Here is an 18,481-nt window from a genome sequence, read left to right on the forward strand (position 1 = left end):
TGAAGGTCGGGAGTTTGGGTCCCCTAAGCTCCATATAGTTTTCAAAAGGTGTCCGGAATAATCGGGCACTTTTTTTTGTTGAGGAATATATAATACTGCTTGAACTCGGAATGCCATCTAAGATAGCGTTTTACGTCTCTTCCGGTTCATCGAATGACACTCCAAACGCATTCTAACCGCTTTGTATTCATAGGATGGCGTAGGGAGGGGTTTGAAGATGTATAACAGGGAAGCAGCCGTCCGCTATGCCGATACGTGGTGGGATAGTCGTAATCCAGCATATCCAACATTCGATGTAGATTGTACCAATTATATTTCGCAGTGCTTGCGGGCGGGCGGAGCGCCAATGCATGGATCTCCGAATCGGGAGCGGGGTTGGTGGATCGGCGGCGGCACATGGAGTTTTAGCTGGTCTGTAGCGCATTCATTGCGATGGTATTTGGCGGGTTCGAAAAAAGGGTTGACGGCCACACAAGTTTCATCTGCCGAGCAGTTAGGGTTAGGGGATGTCATTGCCTATGACTTTCAAGGCGATGGAAGATTTGATCATACAACGATTGTTACGGCGAAAGATGGTGCGGTTCCGCTCGTCAATGCACATACTTATAACGCAAGGCACCGGCACTGGGCATACAAAGATTCGTATGCCAGCACACCCAATGCGCGCTACATCTTTTTTAAAATCAATGACCAATTTTCATAAGGGGAACGAGTGTCAGATACCTAGGGCAAGACATAAAAAAGCAGTCCGTCGATTAATAACGGACTGCTTTATTAAATTCAGTCAAACCATAAAACGGCAAGCGTTCCTTCTCCCGCATGAACCGCGAGGACGGAACTAATATCTCCGATTTTCACTTCAAGGCCGGGTACTTGCTCCGTAAGAAGGTTTTTCAAATGGATTGCCTGATTCATGACATTGCCGTGCATTAAGTGAACTGTCTTTCTGCCGGGATGATGCTCTGCAGCTACTTTATCGACCAGGTATTGAAGTGCTTTTTTCTCGGACCGAACTTTTTCGACCGGTTCCAATTCGCCATTCGCCGTAATGGTAACGATTGGTTTCACTTTCAACAAACTGCCGAGGAAGAACTGCGCACCGTTCATTCGACCGCCTTTGTAAAGTTGTTCCAGTTGCCCCATCAATATGTAGATGTGCAGGGTTCCGGTCATTTTGTTCAGTTGTTTTTCGATTTCGGAGACAGTTGCACCTTTATCGTACATTTCCATGCCTCGTTCAATTAACCCGGTAATTCCGTAGGATAGTGAAAGGGAGTCGATGAATGTTACAGGGAATCCTGCGATTTCAGCGCCAGCAGTCGAAGAAGCAAGTGTCCCGCTCATTTTACTCGACACGTGAACAGCGATTGCCTGTTCATAATGTTCCGCGATTTCCTTGAATTTTTCGGAAAACTCACCTGCTGATGGTTGAGAAGTTTTCGGAAACTCTTTTGCATCTTTAATTTTACCGTAAAGTTGTTCAGGTGTTAGATCGACACCGTCGACAAACTGTTTTTCACCGAAATGTATATTTAAAGGAACGGAAAAGAAGTCCGGGTGTTGTTTGAGTTCCTCGGAAACGAAGGCAGTACTGTCCACAATCCATGCAAGCGGTTTCTTAGTCATGATTAAAACCATCCTTTTTTATTAGAATATATGCTTTTATTACTATACCATGAAAAGTATTTAATTGTATTCAGAAAACAATAATGACGTTGCTGTTCAGCCATTTTCGCAAAAGAGGAACGGGTAAGGTATAATAGTCGGAGTATAAGTAAAGGGGACATGATTTATGAATGAGCAAGCCTTATCAGTTAGAGACGCGATTATTACGCGTCGTTCAATAAAGAACTTTAATGGTCAACCGGTTGATCCGGAAAACATTGCAGAAATGTTGGAAGATGCGGCGTGGGCGCCAAATCATGGCAATCGCAATCCATGGCGCTTTGTTGTAGCTGCAGATAAGGAATATGTGAAATTCCTTGATGTGTTGAAAGAATATGGCGTACCTAAATGGAAAGAGCTTTCGGAAGAATCACTAGCGCAGCAAATGAAGAAATTTACGGGTCCAGGTGCTGTTGCATTCGTTGTCGTTCCTGAAGATGCGCGCCAGAAAGAACGCCTGGAAGATTACGCAGCAGCAAGCATGTTCATAATGAACACACACCTACTTGCGTGGGATAAAGGGATTGGAACTTGTTGGAAAACTCCCGGATTCCTCGATAATCCGAAATTCAGAGCAGAACTAGGTGTTAAACAAGGAGAGCGTATTATTAGCATGCTCCAATTCGGTTATTTTGATGAAATACCAAAGGCCGCTCCCCGTAAACCACTAGAAGAATTAGTTACCTATTACGGACGAGATAGTGGAGAAGCAAAAGAAGTGTAAAATAGAAATGATTTGCGTCCGCATTGCATTTAATCATGCAATACGGACGCTTTTTTATGTTTAACGCTGGTTTTTATAATGATCCTGCTGTGTAAGCAAAAACCGAATCCCCATAATGGGAATCCGGAATAGGACTACTTCTTCAATTCATCTTTGTTAAAACCGGCAATTTCATAGTAGTAATCGCTGATGACGCGCAAACCTTGGTCGAAGTTCTCCAAGTGGAAATGTTCGTTTGGGGCGTGGAAGTTTTCTGATGAAAGACCGAAGCCCATTAAGACCACTGGCAACTTGAGAATTTCATCGAATGCCGCCACAATTGGAATCGATCCACCACCACGCGTATAAGCAGTCGGTACATTGTATACTTTTTCGTATGAACGACCGGCCGCCTGGATAGCGGGGTGGTCAAACGGTGTGATAAATGGTTTTCCTTTATCGAATTCAGTCACTGTCACGGTTGCGCCCACCGGTTTGTGTTTCTCGATATGCGCTTTCAACTTCTCGACGATTTCATCGGGATCCTGGTCAGGTACTAAGCGGCATGTGATTTTTGCGCCTGCTTCTGCAGGCAATACTGTTTTAATGCCTTCTCCTGAAAATCCGCCAAATACGCCGTTAATTTCAAGTGTCGGACGTGTCCAGGTACGCTCCAGGTACGAATACCCTTTTTCTCCGAACAGTTCTGTTACGCCGATTTCTTCTTTTAATTCGTCTTCGTCAAAGCCAAGCGCTTGATAAGCTTCGCGTTCCCCGTCTAATAGAGGGCGTACATTGTCGTAAAACCCTTCTATGGCAATGGTTCCTTCTCTATCTCGGAATGATGCAAGAACTTCTGCAAGTACATGAATTGGATTTTGGACGCCACCGCCATACAAGCCGGAATGAAGATCGCTTTTTGCGCCCTGTATATCGATTTGAACGCCGCTCAGGCCGCGAAGTCCATAACAAACTGCGGGTTGTCCGGGTCCTTGCATGCCTGTATCGGAAATAACGATAACATCGGCTGCAAGTTTGTCCTGGTTAGCCTTAATATACTTCTCGAGATTTGGACTGCCAATTTCTTCTTCACCTTCAATGATGAATTTCACATTGACAGGCAATCCGCCCGTTTTCTGAATAAGCGCTTCAACAGCCAAAACATGCATGAATACTTGTCCTTTGTCATCGCTGGCACCACGCGCATATAATTTGTTATCACGTACTTCAGGTTCGAATGGCCCGCTTGTCCACAAATTCAATGGATCGACCGGTTGCACGTCGTAATGTCCGTACACGAGAATGGTTGGTTTTCCTTCTGCGTGGAGCCAATCGCCATACACAACGGGATGTCCATCTGTTTCATCAATTGAAAGGTTTTCAAGACCTGCTTTTTTGAAAGAAGCGAGCAACCATTTTGCAGCTTGTTGCATATCGTCCTTATGGTCGGATAAAGCGCTGATACTTTGAATACGTAGAAAGTCTTTTAATAGGCCTAAATGTACATCCCGTTTTTCTTTAAAATACCCGTCAATCATCTCTAAATGATTCAATATAATTCCTCATTTCAAGTAATTTTGATTAGGGATAGTATAGCAGATAAGTGGGGATTTTGAGCGTGAAAGACGAACGATAACCTGAAGGGTATGGTATACTGTTTGAAAGTTATTAATTGGACGAATATACAAATATGATATTATTTCCGGGAGGAATTGCTTTTGTTTATTGCACTTGGCTTCTTTTTATTCATGTCGTTTTACCTATCAGGTAGTGAAACGGCTCTTACAGCAGTAAAAAGGAGAAAGGTCCAGTTTCGTGCAAATCAGGGAGACAAGCAGGCTATCAGGCTGCAGAAACTGATTTCGAAACCGGACCGTATGATTACAGGGATTCTGATCGGAAATAATATCGCGAATATTATGATGCCGACCCTCGTTACGACTATAGCAATCGACAAAGGTCTAAGTGTCGGTATTTGGACAGGGATACTGACGGTTATTATTATTGTCTTCGGTGAAGTGTTGCCGAAAACGATTGCTGCAACGTTCAGTGAGCGTGTCGCTTATATGGTTTCACCTACAATTACACTTCTTATTACAATATTGACTCCGCTAACATCACTACTGAGCACGTTCACAAATATTTTCATCCGCATCATTTCAAAAGGTGCGGTGACGAAAGCTACACTTACCAAGGATGATCTCCGGTCGATGGTTGACATTGCATCTATAGAAGGAACATTCAAGATGGAAGAATCAAATCGATTGAAAGAAGTACTCGATTTTGCGGAAAAGGATGTATCTGACGTCCTTGAAACACACCGGATGGATATCATCGGGCTGCCGATTGAAGCAACCTACGAAGAAGTACGTGATATAATTCTCGAGCATTCCTATACACGTTATCCCGTCTATGAAGAGAGCATGGATACGATTTTAGGCGTATTTTATTCGAAGATGCTAATCGGATGGTCGATGAATCCTAAACAGACACTTGGAGAGTTGATTGACCGCAATACATTTTACGTAGTGCAGTCCGCTAGCGTTGAAAAAGTGTTCAAGATGATGCTTGCGAAGAAGAAGCATATGGCTATTGTTCTGGATGAATACGGAGGAACACTTGGCGTTATTACACATGAAGATATTATCGAAGAAATGATTGGCCAGGATATTGAAGATGAGACGGACGATGATGAAGAAGTACTTGTCTATGGAAAAACGGAACACATGTTAACTTGTCACGGAAGGCTCGAAATCGTTGATGCGATGGATTTGTTAGGCGTTGAATTACCGACCGATCATGAAACACTTGGCGGATTTGTTCTGCAAGAGCTTGGTCATGTTCCTGAAGAAGGTGAACGATTTACATACGATCATATGCGTTTTGAAATTGAGGAAATGGAACGCAACCGTATTATACGAATGACTATTGCGATTCGATCTGAAGAAAATGAATGAAACATGAAAATCCTTGTAACCAGGCGATGGTTACAAGGATTTTCTTTTTTCAGATTGTCTTATGCCCGTCGCATCTATTCGGCCGCTTTCGCTTTTCGTGTCTAGCTGCAGCGGCCAGACGCTAGGTCATAAACCGTTCCGGCTGTGCGGCAAAGTGCGCCGCTTCGCCAGACCGTCTTATGCCTGCCGCGTCTATACGGCCGCTTACGCTTTTCAGTTCAAGCTTACATCTTTGTAAGTGTACTGAAAGAGAATACGATGGTTTGAAAGGTCTCAATTGTTGATAATGAGAACAACAGATAGAAGACGGGAGCGTTATATTATGAACTTAAATCTTAATGGGGTGCATGAAGAATACGGACGTTACATATATCATCTATGCCTTAAGTTGACGCGTAACAGAGAAGAGGCAGAAGACCTCATGCAGGACGTATGGGTGAAGGTCGTACGGTACAGCAATCGCATGGACGACGTCGAACATATGAAAGCATGGTTAACAACCATTTGCATGAATACATTCCGAGATCGGTACCGGAAAGACGTTAGAAGAAGTAAACATGTGATGAACCAACCGGAAACGTTGGATGTGCCTATTTTAGATTTGGTTCCAAGTGACAGTCTGACTCCAGCGGAATTACTTGAGCGGAATGACATTCAATCCATCGTTCAACAAAAAATAGGTGAACTTGATGCCATTTACAGAACAACCATCGAGTATTTCTATTTCTATCAATATTCATTGATTGAAATTGCAGATGTGATGAAGGTCTCAATCGGTACAGTGAAATCCAGACTGTTCCGCGCTAAAAAGTATTTGAAAGAATTAATGATTGCAGATACAGCAGTGCAAGACTACGTCACTGCCTAAGAGCGCAGCCGAATGGGCTGTGCTTTTTGTTTGTCGAAAAGCAAAAAGGGGAATCTAGCTGTAAGTGATAGATTAAGCTGAAACGAGGAAATGTCCATGGAAAAGAAAGAAAAGAAAAAGGGATGGAGCAGGCGGAAGCGGGTTGCCCTAATTGTGCTGTTACTGTTTGTCCTAATTTACATAGGCGTAATCTTATGGCATACATATAAACCGCTTCCCGAAGGTATTTCTTTCGAAGGAGATATCCACTGGACGGACGATGTTGAAATGTTTACCGATTTGACATATGCACAAAATAAAGACGGGGATGGTATGGTGCATGAGCTTGCTATTTTCGATGAAGTTTACCAAATGATTGACCGGGCTGAGCAATTTATCGTACTCGATTATTTCTTATTTGATCATTATGTTGATGAAGAAGTAGAGTTTCCTAAAATCGCACAGACAATGACTGAGAAACTGGTGGCAAAAAAGGAGAAAAATCCAGATATGCCGATTATCTTTATCACGGATCCTTTGAACACGGGATACGGTTCTTACGAAATGGAATGGTTCGCAATGATGGAAGACGTTGGGATTGAAGTCGTATACACAGATTTGGACCCGCTTCGCGATTCAACGCCAATCTATTCAGGGCTTTACAGGATGCTATTTCGTTGGATGGATTTTGAAAAAACAGGATGGATTGCAAATGCCATGTCAAGTAAGGCTCCGAAAATGACACTGGCTTCCTATATAACATTACTAAACGTTAAAGCGAATCACCGGAAGACTGTCGTAACGGATAAGGAAGCGCTTGTTTCATCGGGGAATCCGCATAACGCCAGTGGGTTTCATGGGAATATCGCATTGAAGGTAAAGGGGACTATCTTGAACGATATTTTAGAAGCGGAAGAAGCGATCCTTCGCTATACGAATGGAGGGACATTGCCGCGCGTCGAAGAGCCTGAGCCGGATGGTGGAGAATATGCCGTCCAGTACTTGACTGAGAAAAAAATACTAGATGCACTTCTTGCTGATATTGCGAAATCACAAAAAGGAGACAAAATTCGTCTTGGTATGTTTTTCATCTCAAAAAGGGACCTAGTCAATGCGCTCGTCGATGCGGCGAATCGTGGGGTGGATGTGAAAATGATTTTGGATCCGAATGAAAACTCCTTTGGTCATGAAAAATCTGGGTTGCCGAACAGGCCTGTTGTGCAGGAAATGGTGGAAGATTCGGATGGGAAGATTGATGTCCGTTGGTACAATACGGTAATTGGGCAGTATCATACGAAACTGGTTGTCGTCCAAACGAAAGATGAAACGTATATTTCGAACGGATCTGCCAATCTAACGGAACGCACGCTTGATGATTATAACTTGGAAGCAAATCTTCGGGTTATTGCAAAGAATGACAGTAAGTTAACTGGTGAGATAGACACCTATTTCGATAGACTATGGAACAATGAAGATGCGATGTACACGCTTGACGTGGAAGAGTACCAAGATGAATTCACATTCTTCCAACGTGGTATTTACAGTTTACAGAAGCTGTTTAAACTGACGAGTTATTGAGTTTTTATATGTATAAATCAAAAAGACTATCCTTTTATTCATAGGATAGTCTTCTTTTTGAGCTTTGAAAGTATAAGTTTCTCAACTGGAACAGTGTCTAGACTCCAGCGCTGTGTTATTCAAACTCGTCAAGTTGCTTATTCAGTTCTGCGAGATTATTTTCCATTGTCGCAAGACGAAGTTCGGCTTTTTTGACGTAACTATTATTGCCTGTCGACTCAAGCTTCTCGATATCACCTTGTAGATTAATATAGTCCATTTTGAGTTCAGCAATCGCTGATTCCACTTGACGTTTGTTCATAGAGTAAGGCACCTCGTTTTTACTCAGTGTAGCATATTAAACGTCTTTTTTCCTGCTCCGCCACTAGTATTACGCTTTGGGTATTCAAGATAATAGCGAATTGCTTCACAGACAGCGTCTTTTCCGTCGCCCATTCCGAGTGCAGCTTGGCGTGCAATCGCTTTTTTTCGCAGCGGATCGTGCAGCAATGGTTCCATGATGGCGTTCAACAGGCTGGACTGTTTCACTTTACGGCCGAGGCCAAGATGTATGAACCCGTGTTGGTCTTTTGGAAATGCGAGTCCCAGCTCGAAGTCGTTTTGTGCGAGGACGATGCAAGGGATGCCAAGTACCGCGACTTCATATGGCATGTAGCTAGATGCGCACAAAATAATATCTGCGGATGCATATATCTCTGCAGTATTGTACGGATGCTCTACGACAGCTGTGTTGCGTCTTCCAAGAGCCATCATCTGAAGTGCACTTGCATCGTGGGAATAGTGTTCACCGATGAGAACCGTCACTTTTAGTGGAATCTGAAGTTGCATAATGTGTCGCAATGCACGGTAAGTCAAGTTTCCCAAGTCCTCATCGCCGAATGTGATGACGAGATGGGGGAGAGGGCCGGATTGGCCTTTGCGAAGACCAATATGTTTATATGAAGCCATTTGTTCGTCGCCAATGAAGCTCTCCCATCCAAGCACATAATGGTCGGGAACACTATCATTTGTTTCGGCATACAGTGTCTGAAAAACCAGGTCCGCACTCTTACCGCCATCACCGAAATCATCGAAATGGATGATGGAGGGAACAAGCTCAGCAATCTTTTCAACTTCTTCTAGTATTGTTGAGCCGCTATCACGTAGGAGTAAGTCTGGTTTAATAGTTGAAAGTGCCTGTAACAAAAGGTTATGCGTTTCGGTAGGCACTGATTTAAATCCCTTAGGTACCGGAGGGGAATCCGCACCACAAAGGAAGATGATATCTGTTTCTTCAGCCAAAGTTTTTGCAATCATGGCTGCTCTGCGTGCGGGGTATGTCCCCTTTCCGTCCGAGCTGGAAATATGGATAGCTACGATTTTCTTTTGTTGTTCGTTTATTGGAATCACCCTTTCATGCAAATTGTTAAATTCATCCCTATTACCATATGTATTGGACGAATGAGTTATGTATATATCTAATAGATTGAAATGAATGATATGGTAAACTACGGTTTTTTTACTATAAATGTTGAGAAGAAGAATCCAGTTGAATCCGCTGCGGTGCTCAATATTCAGAAGTAGTTGTGGTTCGGAGTGTGGATTATAGACCGCTTGGCGCTTTGGGGATGCCTCTGGCCCTAAGCCTGGATTGGCGCTTCGCATCCAGTCTCACGGCTTCGGCGACCCCTTGTCGCGCCTGCGCTAGGGTGTACATTATTAAGTGAGAGCAGTAATTCGGAGTGTGGATTGTAGACCGCTTGGCGCTTTGGGGATGCCTCTGGCCCTGAGCCTGGATTAGCGCTTCGCATCCAGTCTCAGGGCTTCGGCGACCCCTTGTCGCGCTTGCGCTGGTGTGTACATTATTGACAGAGTTGTGAGTCGGATTGTAGATTTTACACCGCTTGGCGCTTTGGGGATGCCTCTGGCCATGAGCCTGGATTAGCGCTTCGCATCCAGTCTCAGGGCTTCGGCGACCCCTTGTCGCGCTTGCGCTAGGGTGTACATTATCAGGGGAGTTTTTATTTTGAGATGTATAGACTGAAATTATAATGTGATCGCTATTTGATACTAATTTTATTCAAGAAAGGTGCATTATGGATTGCAAGCCTAATCCCCATCAACGAAATTGACTCTCTAACAAGACCATCTAGCGAAGGCGCGACTTCGTGGTAGCCGGAGCGATAAGACTGAAAGCGGGCTTCTTTCCGGCTTAGCGCGGGAGGCATCCACAAAGCGTCGAAGCGGTGTTAACGGGACTTCTAATCCTGTCCATTGTATTGGGACTGATGTTAAATGGATTCGCTCGGTTTATGTACAGTATTCTATATTGCAACCTAAATAGTAGTGAATTAGATAGGTTGTAGGTTTAAACCCCGATAAAGAAATGTGCTTTGTAACATAGACCATCTAGCGAAGGTGCGACTTCGTGGTAGCCGGAGCGATAAGACTGAAAGCGGGCTCCTTTCCGGCTTATCGCGGGAGGCATCCACAAAGCGCTGAAGCGGTATTAGCAGAATTTCTGATTCACTCTTATCTCTTAGGACTTTTCCAGTTCTCTCCTGCATTCATTTGTTCAACTTAGACAGATATGGAAAATTACCTACTTGGTTTAGGAGCGATTTTCTCTCTAAAGAATCCGGTTTCATTCACCCGACATGCATCCCTTCACGTTCTACCGTATAATTGAACTATGAAGAAAGGGGAAATACTTATGTCTAAATCACTTGTACTAGCTGAAAAGCCGTCCGTGGCTCGCGATATTGCACGAGTGCTTGGTTGCAATAAAAAAGGGAACGGATTTCTTGAAGGCACAAATTATATAGTCACATGGGCACTTGGCCATCTTGTGACACACGCAGATCCAGAAGGCTATGGCAATGAATTCAAAGAGTGGAAGCTAGAGCACTTACCGATTATTCCTCAGCCATTCAAACTAGTACCGATTCGCCAAACGATGAAACAATTCGATACGGTTAAAGCACAGCTGAATCGCAACGATGTGAAGGATATCATTATCGCGACAGATGCTGGGCGTGAAGGGGAGCTTGTGGCACGCTGGATTTTGGAACAGGCAAAAGTCCGCAAGCCTGTCAAACGGTTATGGATATCATCGGTCACCGATAAAGCCATCAAGGACGGTTTCAATAACTTGAAAGACGGACGTGCCTATGAAAATCTATATCAGGCGGCAGTAGCTCGTGCAGAAGCGGATTGGGTTGTCGGTATTAACGCGACGCGTGCGCTGACGGTGAAATACAATGCTCAATTGTCAACGGGACGCGTTCAAACACCGACACTTGCTATGATTGCAGAACGGGAAAATCAGATTCGAGACTTCAAGCCGAAATCCTACTATGGCATGCAGGCATTGACGGAAACCTCGAAATTTACTTGGAGCGATTCAGCAGGCCAAACACAGTCGTTTGATAAAGAAACAGTCGAAAAGTTGCTTGGTAAAATCGATGGAGTGAATGCAGGAAAAGTAACGGACGTGAAAACGGCACCGAAGTCACAGCCGGCACCTCATCTTTTCGATTTGACAGAGTTGCAAAAAGAAGCGCACCGCCGCTGGTCGTGGTCAGCGAAAGAGACGCTATCGACGCTACAGAATCTATATGAACGCCATAAAGCCGTGACATATCCGCGTACCGATTCGAAGCATTTAACATCGGATATGGAAAGTACATTGAAAGAGCGCATTAAAGCTGTGGATATCGGACCATACCGTAAGGCGACTAACACATTGCTGCGTGCAGGAACTGTAAAACCGCAGAAGGGTGTCATCGATGACAAACGGGTTTCAGATCATCATGCTATTATTCCGACAGAGGAAACTCCGATTCTTCAAAACTTGTCTGATAAAGAGCAGCGTTTATATGACTTAATCGTCAAGCGTTTTCTGGCTGTTTTCTTCGGTCCGTTTCGTTATAACCAAGTGACGGCGGAACTCGCAGTTGGTGGAGAAATGTTTAAAGCAAAAGGCCGTACGGTTACGGATGAAGGATGGAAAAAAGTTTATTCGACAGAGGAAGAAGAGGTAGATACAGATACGCTTCCTCCATTTTCAAAAGGCGAGGAAGTGAAAATCCAGGCAATCGTTATGACGAATGGTCAAACGAAACCGCCTGCGAGATTCAATGAAGGAACTTTGCTCGCAGCAATGGAGAATCCTTCACAGTTCATGCAAGGTGAATCTAAAGAACTCATTAAAACAATCGGCGAAACAGGCGGACTCGGCACGGTTGCAACACGGGCTGATGTCATCGAGCGGCTTTTCAACTCATTCGTGATGGAGAAAAAGGGCAATGATATTTATACGACGTCCAAAGGGCGCCAACTACTTGAACTCGTTCCGGAAGATTTAAAGTCACCCGCATTGACGGCGGAATGGGAACAGGGACTGACGAAAATCGCCAATGGTCAGATGAAAAAAGAAGAGTTCATGAAAGATATGATTGGTTTTTCAAAACAGACCGTCACTGAAATTAAAACAGATGATAAAAAATACAAGCATGACAATGTTACAGGCAAAGCTTGTCCTGAATGTGGAAAGCTATTGTTAGAAGTTAACGGTAAGCGCGGTAAGATGCTTGTCTGTCAAGACCGTGAGTGTGGACACAGGAAGAACGTCTCCATGCTGACGAATGCCAGATGTCCAGTTTGTAAAAAGAAATTGGAGATGCGCGGAGAGGGAGATGGACGGATTTTTGTCTGTAAATGTGGGCACCGTGAGAAGTTATCGGCATTTGAAAAACGCAGGGCAAGTTCGGGCGGCAAAAAAGCGGACAAACGTGATGTCCAGAAATACATGAAGAAACAGGGCGCGCCAGAAGAGTTGGAGAATACTGCAATGGCGGATGCGCTAAAGAAACTATTCGATAAGTAATACTAGCTTAGCGCTTTGGTTGGGTTTATCAATCTGTAATAGTCGGGTATAATATTGTTACTAGAATTTTGAGAATAACACTGAATTGGAGGTGAAGTTATATGAATGCCGTTATGACTCAAGTGACAGCGAGTGATCCTATCCAGCGATATGATACATTGAGGCGCAGAAATGCAGAGAATGCTTACAGTCGCAATGTACAATATAATGGTCAGAACCAGAAGACAGTTGAAAATCTGGAAGTTTTATTGACTGAGAAGAAAGACTCAGGAATCGTTCACACAGAGCGTCAAGAATTTCAACGACTTAACGGAGGGCAAATGAAGCAAATCACATTGCCGATTGGAAAAACCCTTGAAGAAACGATTGACGTTTGGAGAAGTGTGCGGGCTGAAGCGATTTCAGAACCTGAACCGACGACGGCCGATTACCAGCTAGCAGCAACAGCATCGGCAAAAATCATGCGGACAGAAGCTCAAATAATGCTACACAATCGAGCACAATCTGAAATCGAGTCTGCAACTGTACGTGAAGAAGCTGAGTCAGTAAAAATGGCATCCATGGAACTTCCCTCTGCTCTCGATCGTGAAGTACTTATCATGCAGAAACGTTATGAACAGGCGATTTCAACTTACTCTTTCCAAGTTCAAATGAAACTGAAAGGATTCGAAAATGATCAACCTAGTTTCTATAAAATTGCATGAGGAATAAGTAGGGTCGCCTGACAATGGCGGCCTTTTCGTTTTTTGAAAGGACAGATGAGTGGATGGCTAAACAGAATAAAAAAGTGAAAACGAATGCAGTACGCATTTTGGATGGGGAAAATGTATCCTACGAATTGATGGAGTATGAAGTGAACGATGGATTGGTGGACGGTATTTCCGTTGCGGAAAAAACGAAGCAATCCGTCGAGACAGTTTATAAAACGCTGGTTACAATTGTAGGACCTCGGGAACTATTGGTCTTTTTGGTGCCCGTAGCTGCAGAATTGGATTTGAAAAAAGCTGCAAGGGCGTCAGGTGTGAAAAAGCTCGAGATGCTTCCTTTGAAAGACTTGACGAAGGAAACGGGCTATGTACGTGGAGGTTGTTCGGCAGTTGGGATGAAGAAAAAGTACCCGACGTTCATCGATAAGTCGGCAGAAAGTCTAGAATGGATGATTGTCAGTGCAGGCAAACCCGGCTTGCAGGTGAAGCTGATTCCGGCAGAGCTGTCTCGTGTGACAGATGCATCTTTTCACGACATTGTGAAGGATTAATAATTTCAAGGACATGAGGCGTGCTATAATGAATAGACAAAGAGGACGGCATTCACGCAAGGTGTGAATGTCTTTTAGTATGGGAAGAAGGACTTATATGAGAAAGATATTAATATGGAGATGGGCATTCTTTTTTATAGGAATGATGATCATGTCACTGGGTATTTCAATGACGATTAAAGGTCAAAAACTTGGAATTGCTCCGTGGGATGTATTGCATGTTGGATTGTACAAAAACTTCGGTTTGACGATTGGCACATGGGGAATTATTACGGGATTCATTATTATCATTGCAACTGCCGCTGTTTTGAAAGAATGGCCGAAGATTGGTACATGGTTGAATATGATTTCAATTGGTCTATTTATCGATTTATTCAATTGGCTGCTGCCGGATATCACTTCGTTGGGTGCGCAAATACTTATGTTCTCAGCGGGTGTAATTGTTATGGGATATGGCATTGGGATTTATATTTCACCAAATATCGGCGCGGGCCCGCGGGATAGTCTTATGCTCGTCTTTGTTCAGAAAACAGGGGCAAGCGTGAAGAAAATCCGGACGACACTCGAAGTCGTTGTAGCACTCGTCGGATGGCTATTTGGTGGTCCGGTTGGAATTGGGACGGTACTAATCGCGCTATTTTTAGGACAGGTCGCCCATTATACTCTGCCGCAAAGCCGGAAGTATTTGATGAGAATTATAGGTAAGAGTGAAGAGGAAATAACATTCTGAAAAAACATTTAAGCATGTGCTGCCAAGCCGTGCTTTTTTTTATTGTCTGTGCATAGGTTAATCGTATGTACAGAAAGGATGATACGCATGAATGGAACGATAACCCAATATATGGGGACAGCCTATACAGGTGCGGGAATCACTCACAAATACGACAATCTGATTACAGCTGCCTCACAAACGTTATTTCTAAAATGTCCTCCGACAAACGCAATTTCAACTGTGTTGAATGAAGTGGCGGCATATTACGTTAAACAAGGCTATAATGTAGAACGGTTCATGGATCCTGTACAACCTGACAAAACAGATGCAATCTATATAAAAGGACCAGATGTGCTGATTCTTCAAGCTTCTCATCCGGTTGCACTCGAGCCGACGGATATTGGCGGTAAACACAAAGTGATCAGTTTTTACGATGTGTATGATGAAGTGAAATTACGCGAACAGAATGGTTCGATTGTGAAATTATTGAAAGAATCGGGTATTGCTCTAAAAAAAGCGTTGCAGTCACTTGAGGATGCAAAAGGAATTCATGACGATTGGGAAGCAGTGAATATCAAACGAATGATGTGGGATGTCCATGTGCATCAAATAGAAGCGCTGAAAGAAGAACTGTTTGGGAAGATAAAGCTAAATAAGGAAACCGCTATTTCCCACAGACTAATCGGATCGCTGACATCTGGAGGGGCAAAGGATTTCATTACCTCCATTACGAAACGAACAGAAAGACGTATTCTTATAAAAGGACTGCCGGGAACAGGAAAATCGACGCTCATGAAAAGTCTAGGGGCTGAAGCGGAAAAACGCGGATTTGACGTCCAATATGGCTGGTGTGGACTAGATCCATCAGGAGTCGATCTCGTATTATTTCCTGAGCTATCGGTTTGTCTGATTGATGCAACCATGCCGCATGTTTACGAGTTGGAGCGCCCGGGTGACGAAATACTTGACCTTGTGCGTATGTGTGAAGAAGATGCAGGGGCAGAAGAGGAGATTGGTATAATTCGTGAAGTCTATGCAGAAAAAATGCTTGATGCGACTGGCTATATGCAGTCCTATGCACAAGCTGAGAACAGCATGAAAGTCATAATGGATTCTGCTATTATCACCCCTGTATTCGAGAAAAAAACAAAAACACTTCTGGATTTGATTTAATTTCATTCAGAAAATCATTTTTTACTGAAAGTGAAGTTTCAGCTATAGAAGTCTCTCACTTAAGTTATGCCTTCAGGGAGTGGAAAGGCGACGCCAACCCAAGTGCATCCTAGATCAATCACAGCGAGGCGTGATTGATCTAGGATGCACATTCTGCGACAGGGCCAGTCGTATGGTAAAATGAAGGTATCATTTGTTTGAAAGGAAGATTACTTTGTCAAAAGTACTCCATACATTTTTAGAGGAAAATTTAAAAGAGCTTCGTGATCAAGGACTTTACAATGAAATTGATCCTATTGAAGGACCAAACGGCCCCATTATTAAGATTAAAGGTAAAGACCTTATTAACTTATCCTCTAATAACTATTTAGGACTTGCAACAGACGAAGATTTGAAAAAGCTAGCAATTGCCGCGACTGAAAAATACGGTGTAGGTGCAGGAGCGGTCCGTACCATTAACGGGACGCTTGATATTCACGTTGAGCTAGAAAAAAAGCTTGCTGAATTCAAAGGAACGGAAGCGGCGATTTCTTACCAATCAGGCTTCAACTGTAATATGGCGGCAATTTCCGCTGTTATGACTAAAAAAGATGCAATTCTTTCGGATGAATTAAATCATGCATCCATCATTGACGGCTGTCGCCTTTCTGGTGCGAAAGTTATCCGCGTCAAACACCAAGACATGGACGACCTCCGTGCCAAAGCGAAAGAAGCGACGGAGTCCGGTCTCTATGAAAAAGTAATGTATATTACAGATGGCGTATTCTCAATGGACGGCAATATTGCCAACCTTCCTGGAGCCGTCGAAGTCGCGAAGGAATTCGATTTGATCACGTATGTTGACGATGCGCACGGTTCAGGCGTCACCGGTAAAGGTAAAGGAACCGTCAAACATTTCGGTCTTGAAAAAGAGATCGACCTTCAAATGGGTACTCTGTCAAAAGCAATCGGCGTCGTTGGCGGCTACGTTGCAGGTACGCAGGAATTAATTGATTGGTTGAAAGTCCGTTCACGTCCATTCCTATTCTCCACGTCACTGCCTGCAGGAGATATCGCAGCAATCATGGGCGCGTTGGACAAGATATCAGAATCGACAGAGCTACATGATAAACTTTGGGAAAATGGGAATTATTTAAAAGCAGGACTTAAGAAATTAGGTTTCAATATTGGTGTATCCGAAACACCAATCACACCATGTATCATCGGTGAAGAAAAGCTGACACAGCAATTTTCAAAACGCCTAGCTGAAGAAGGCGTCTACGCCAAGTCAATCGTCTTCCCGACGGTCGCTAAAGGAAAAGGCCGCGTCCGCAACATGCCGACCGCTGCACATACAAAAGAAATGCTCGACGAAGCACTTGCGATTTATGAAAAAGTCGGTAAAGAACTCAATGTAATTTCATAATAAAGATTGAATCCCAGGTGGCGCACATGAGCTATCTGGGGTTCTTTGGTAAGAGGTTTGATGGGCAGATAACTATGGAAATGATCTAGGTAAAGGAGCGAAGCGCATGATATTCGAAGAAGTGATGCAGCAACTAAAAGAATTCGGCAACGAACAGACGAAGAATACGTTCTTAAATCACGGTGCAACTGAACCATTATTTGGGGTGCGTGTGGGGGATTTGAAAAAGGTTTTGAAGCATATTAAAAAAGATCATGAACTGGTACTTCGTCTTTACGACACAGGTAATTCCGATGCAATGTACCTTGCAGCGCTTGCGGTGGATCCGAAATTGATGACTGAAGATGATCTCGGGCGGTGGAGTGCTGCGGCAACTTGGTATCTAATCGCAGAAAGTGCAGTCGGTTGGGTAACAGCGGAAAGTCCAAATGCGTTAAAACTTGCACGTGAATGGATGAAATCTGACCGTGAAATGACAGCGGTCGCGGGTTGGAGCACGTATTCAAACTACGTAACGTATGCAGGGGCGGAAGAACTGGACTTGGATGAAATAAATTCACTCTTGCTGGAAATCCGTGATTCAATACACGACGCACCAAATCGAGTACGTTACAATATGAATCAATTTATCATCTGTGTTGGGGCCTATGTACCTGAACTTCGTGATGCAGCAAACAATGTTGCAGAAATTGTCGGGAAAGTACATGTCGACGTTGGAAATACGGCATGTAAGGTCCCGCTTGCAACAGAATATATTAACAAAATACTTGAGCGCGGTGAACCGAAGAAAAAGAAAACAGTCCGCTGTTAATAGGAGGCCACTGAAAAAGTTCTTTATAATAATAAGTACTAGTTGATTGTAGTGAAGAGCGGCGACTCCAGCGGGAACAGCTAGGAAGAGAAAGAAGTTCACTCTTCCATAGCTGAAGACCCCACAGGAAAAGCCGTCACGCAGTACGGCTTTTGCGACCAAAAGCGTTAGCGTTGGCAGCACGGGGCAAGAATGCCTTAATTTCTGCAAAGAACGCAGAAATGCGGTAAATCGAACCCTTTGCTGTTCGATTGGCTGAAGCCGTGCCCGCGGAAAGCGTCCGCTCGGAACGGAAATCAACGGGATTGAAGGAAATCGGACTTATTCAGTGCCCTCGTTAATAAAAGAGTAACCTTGCTATTTCAAGCACATACTTATACAAACGAAAAGCCCTCCAATATTGAGGGCTTTTTTGAGTGCGCCCAGCATGGGCGTAGTCTATAGGGTGCAAGTCCCGAACTGTGAAGGCAGAAGTAACAGTTAGCTTAACGCAAGGGTGTCCATG

Annotated in this window: 16 protein-coding genes; 12 read left to right on the forward strand and 4 right to left on the reverse strand. The window is 43.8% G+C overall.

The features are described 5' to 3' along the window. Positions 1-217: 217 nt before the first annotated feature. The gene (locus tag AC1TO4_RS13025) at positions 218-703 is read left to right on the forward strand and encodes an amidase domain-containing protein (protein ID WP_482105681.1); all 486 of its coding nucleotides are present in this window, start codon (positions 218-220) and stop codon (positions 701-703) included. 77 nt (positions 704-780) lie between these two features. On the opposite strand, the gene AC1TO4_RS13030 is transcribed toward AC1TO4_RS13025, so the two are convergent. Next, entirely contained in the window at positions 781-1,626 is an 846-nt protein-coding gene (locus AC1TO4_RS13030) for a DegV family protein (RefSeq protein ID WP_482101193.1), read from the reverse strand. Positions 1,627-1,792: 166 nt separating this feature from the next. Between AC1TO4_RS13030 and AC1TO4_RS13035 the strand changes: the two genes are divergently transcribed. Beyond that, positions 1,793-2,389 carry a nitroreductase family protein gene (locus AC1TO4_RS13035; protein WP_482105682.1) on the forward strand — a complete coding sequence of 199 codons (597 nt, stop codon included), beginning with the start codon at positions 1,793-1,795 and terminating at the stop codon, positions 2,387-2,389. 134 nt (positions 2,390-2,523) lie between these two features. On the opposite strand, the gene AC1TO4_RS13040 is transcribed toward AC1TO4_RS13035, so the two are convergent. Further along, entirely contained in the window at positions 2,524-3,906 is a 1,383-nt protein-coding gene (locus AC1TO4_RS13040) for a dipeptidase (RefSeq protein WP_482105699.1), read from the reverse strand. A 180-nt stretch (positions 3,907-4,086) separates the two neighbouring features. Here AC1TO4_RS13040 and AC1TO4_RS13045 point away from each other — a divergent pair, with 180 nt between their 5' ends. The 3 genes from AC1TO4_RS13045 to AC1TO4_RS13055 all read left to right on the forward strand — a co-directional run bounded on the left by AC1TO4_RS13045 (position 4,087) and on the right by AC1TO4_RS13055 (position 7,750). Continuing rightward, the gene (locus tag AC1TO4_RS13045; RefSeq protein ID WP_482105683.1) at positions 4,087-5,325 is read left to right on the forward strand and encodes a hemolysin family protein; all 1,239 of its coding nucleotides are present in this window, start codon (positions 4,087-4,089) and stop codon (positions 5,323-5,325) included. A gap of 322 nt (positions 5,326-5,647) precedes the next feature. Further along, positions 5,648-6,193, forward strand: coding sequence for an RNA polymerase sigma factor (locus tag AC1TO4_RS13050; protein ID WP_482105684.1), 546 nt, complete (start codon positions 5,648-5,650; stop codon positions 6,191-6,193). A 96-nt stretch (positions 6,194-6,289) separates the two neighbouring features. Beyond that, on the forward strand, positions 6,290-7,750 hold the full coding sequence (locus AC1TO4_RS13055) for a phospholipase D family protein (protein WP_482105685.1): 1,461 nt from the start codon (positions 6,290-6,292) through the stop codon (positions 7,748-7,750). 115 nt (positions 7,751-7,865) lie between these two features. Here AC1TO4_RS13055 and AC1TO4_RS13060 read toward each other — a convergent pair whose 3' ends face one another. Continuing rightward, a complete protein-coding gene (locus AC1TO4_RS13060; RefSeq protein ID WP_482101188.1) occupies positions 7,866-8,051 on the reverse strand; it encodes an SE1832 family protein in 186 nt (61 codons plus the stop codon). A gap of 23 nt (positions 8,052-8,074) precedes the next feature. Continuing rightward, entirely contained in the window at positions 8,075-9,151 is a 1,077-nt protein-coding gene (locus AC1TO4_RS13065; RefSeq protein WP_482105686.1) for a PseG/SpsG family protein, read from the reverse strand. Positions 9,152-10,442: 1,291 nt separating this feature from the next. Here AC1TO4_RS13065 and AC1TO4_RS13070 point away from each other — a divergent pair. From AC1TO4_RS13070 to AC1TO4_RS13100, 7 genes are all read left to right on the forward strand, one after another. Beyond that, complete coding sequence (locus AC1TO4_RS13070; RefSeq protein ID WP_482105687.1) at positions 10,443-12,617, forward strand: DNA topoisomerase III; 2,175 nt, start codon at positions 10,443-10,445, stop codon at positions 12,615-12,617. A 101-nt stretch (positions 12,618-12,718) separates the two neighbouring features. Next, a complete protein-coding gene (locus AC1TO4_RS13075) occupies positions 12,719-13,321 on the forward strand; it encodes a hypothetical protein (RefSeq protein ID WP_482105688.1) in 603 nt (200 codons plus the stop codon). A 62-nt stretch (positions 13,322-13,383) separates the two neighbouring features. After that, complete coding sequence (ybaK, locus tag AC1TO4_RS13080) at positions 13,384-13,875, forward strand: Cys-tRNA(Pro) deacylase (RefSeq protein ID WP_482105689.1); 492 nt, start codon at positions 13,384-13,386, stop codon at positions 13,873-13,875. A gap of 97 nt (positions 13,876-13,972) precedes the next feature. Beyond that, positions 13,973-14,605: a YczE/YyaS/YitT family protein gene (locus AC1TO4_RS13085; RefSeq protein ID WP_482105690.1), complete on the forward strand. Its 633-nt coding sequence runs from the start codon at positions 13,973-13,975 to the stop codon at positions 14,603-14,605. A gap of 87 nt (positions 14,606-14,692) precedes the next feature. Further along, positions 14,693-15,760, forward strand: coding sequence for a hypothetical protein (locus tag AC1TO4_RS13090; RefSeq protein ID WP_482105691.1), 1,068 nt, complete (start codon positions 14,693-14,695; stop codon positions 15,758-15,760). Positions 15,761-15,974: 214 nt separating this feature from the next. Next, a complete protein-coding gene (locus tag AC1TO4_RS13095; RefSeq protein ID WP_482105692.1) occupies positions 15,975-17,165 on the forward strand; it encodes a glycine C-acetyltransferase in 1,191 nt (396 codons plus the stop codon). 106 nt (positions 17,166-17,271) lie between these two features. Then, positions 17,272-17,976 (forward strand): DNA alkylation repair protein, encoded by a 705-nt coding sequence (locus AC1TO4_RS13100; RefSeq protein WP_482105693.1) that lies wholly within the window; start codon positions 17,272-17,274, stop codon positions 17,974-17,976. The last annotated feature ends 505 nt before the right edge of the window (positions 17,977-18,481 follow it).

This window comes from Sporosarcina sp. Y838 (assembly GCF_056786515.1).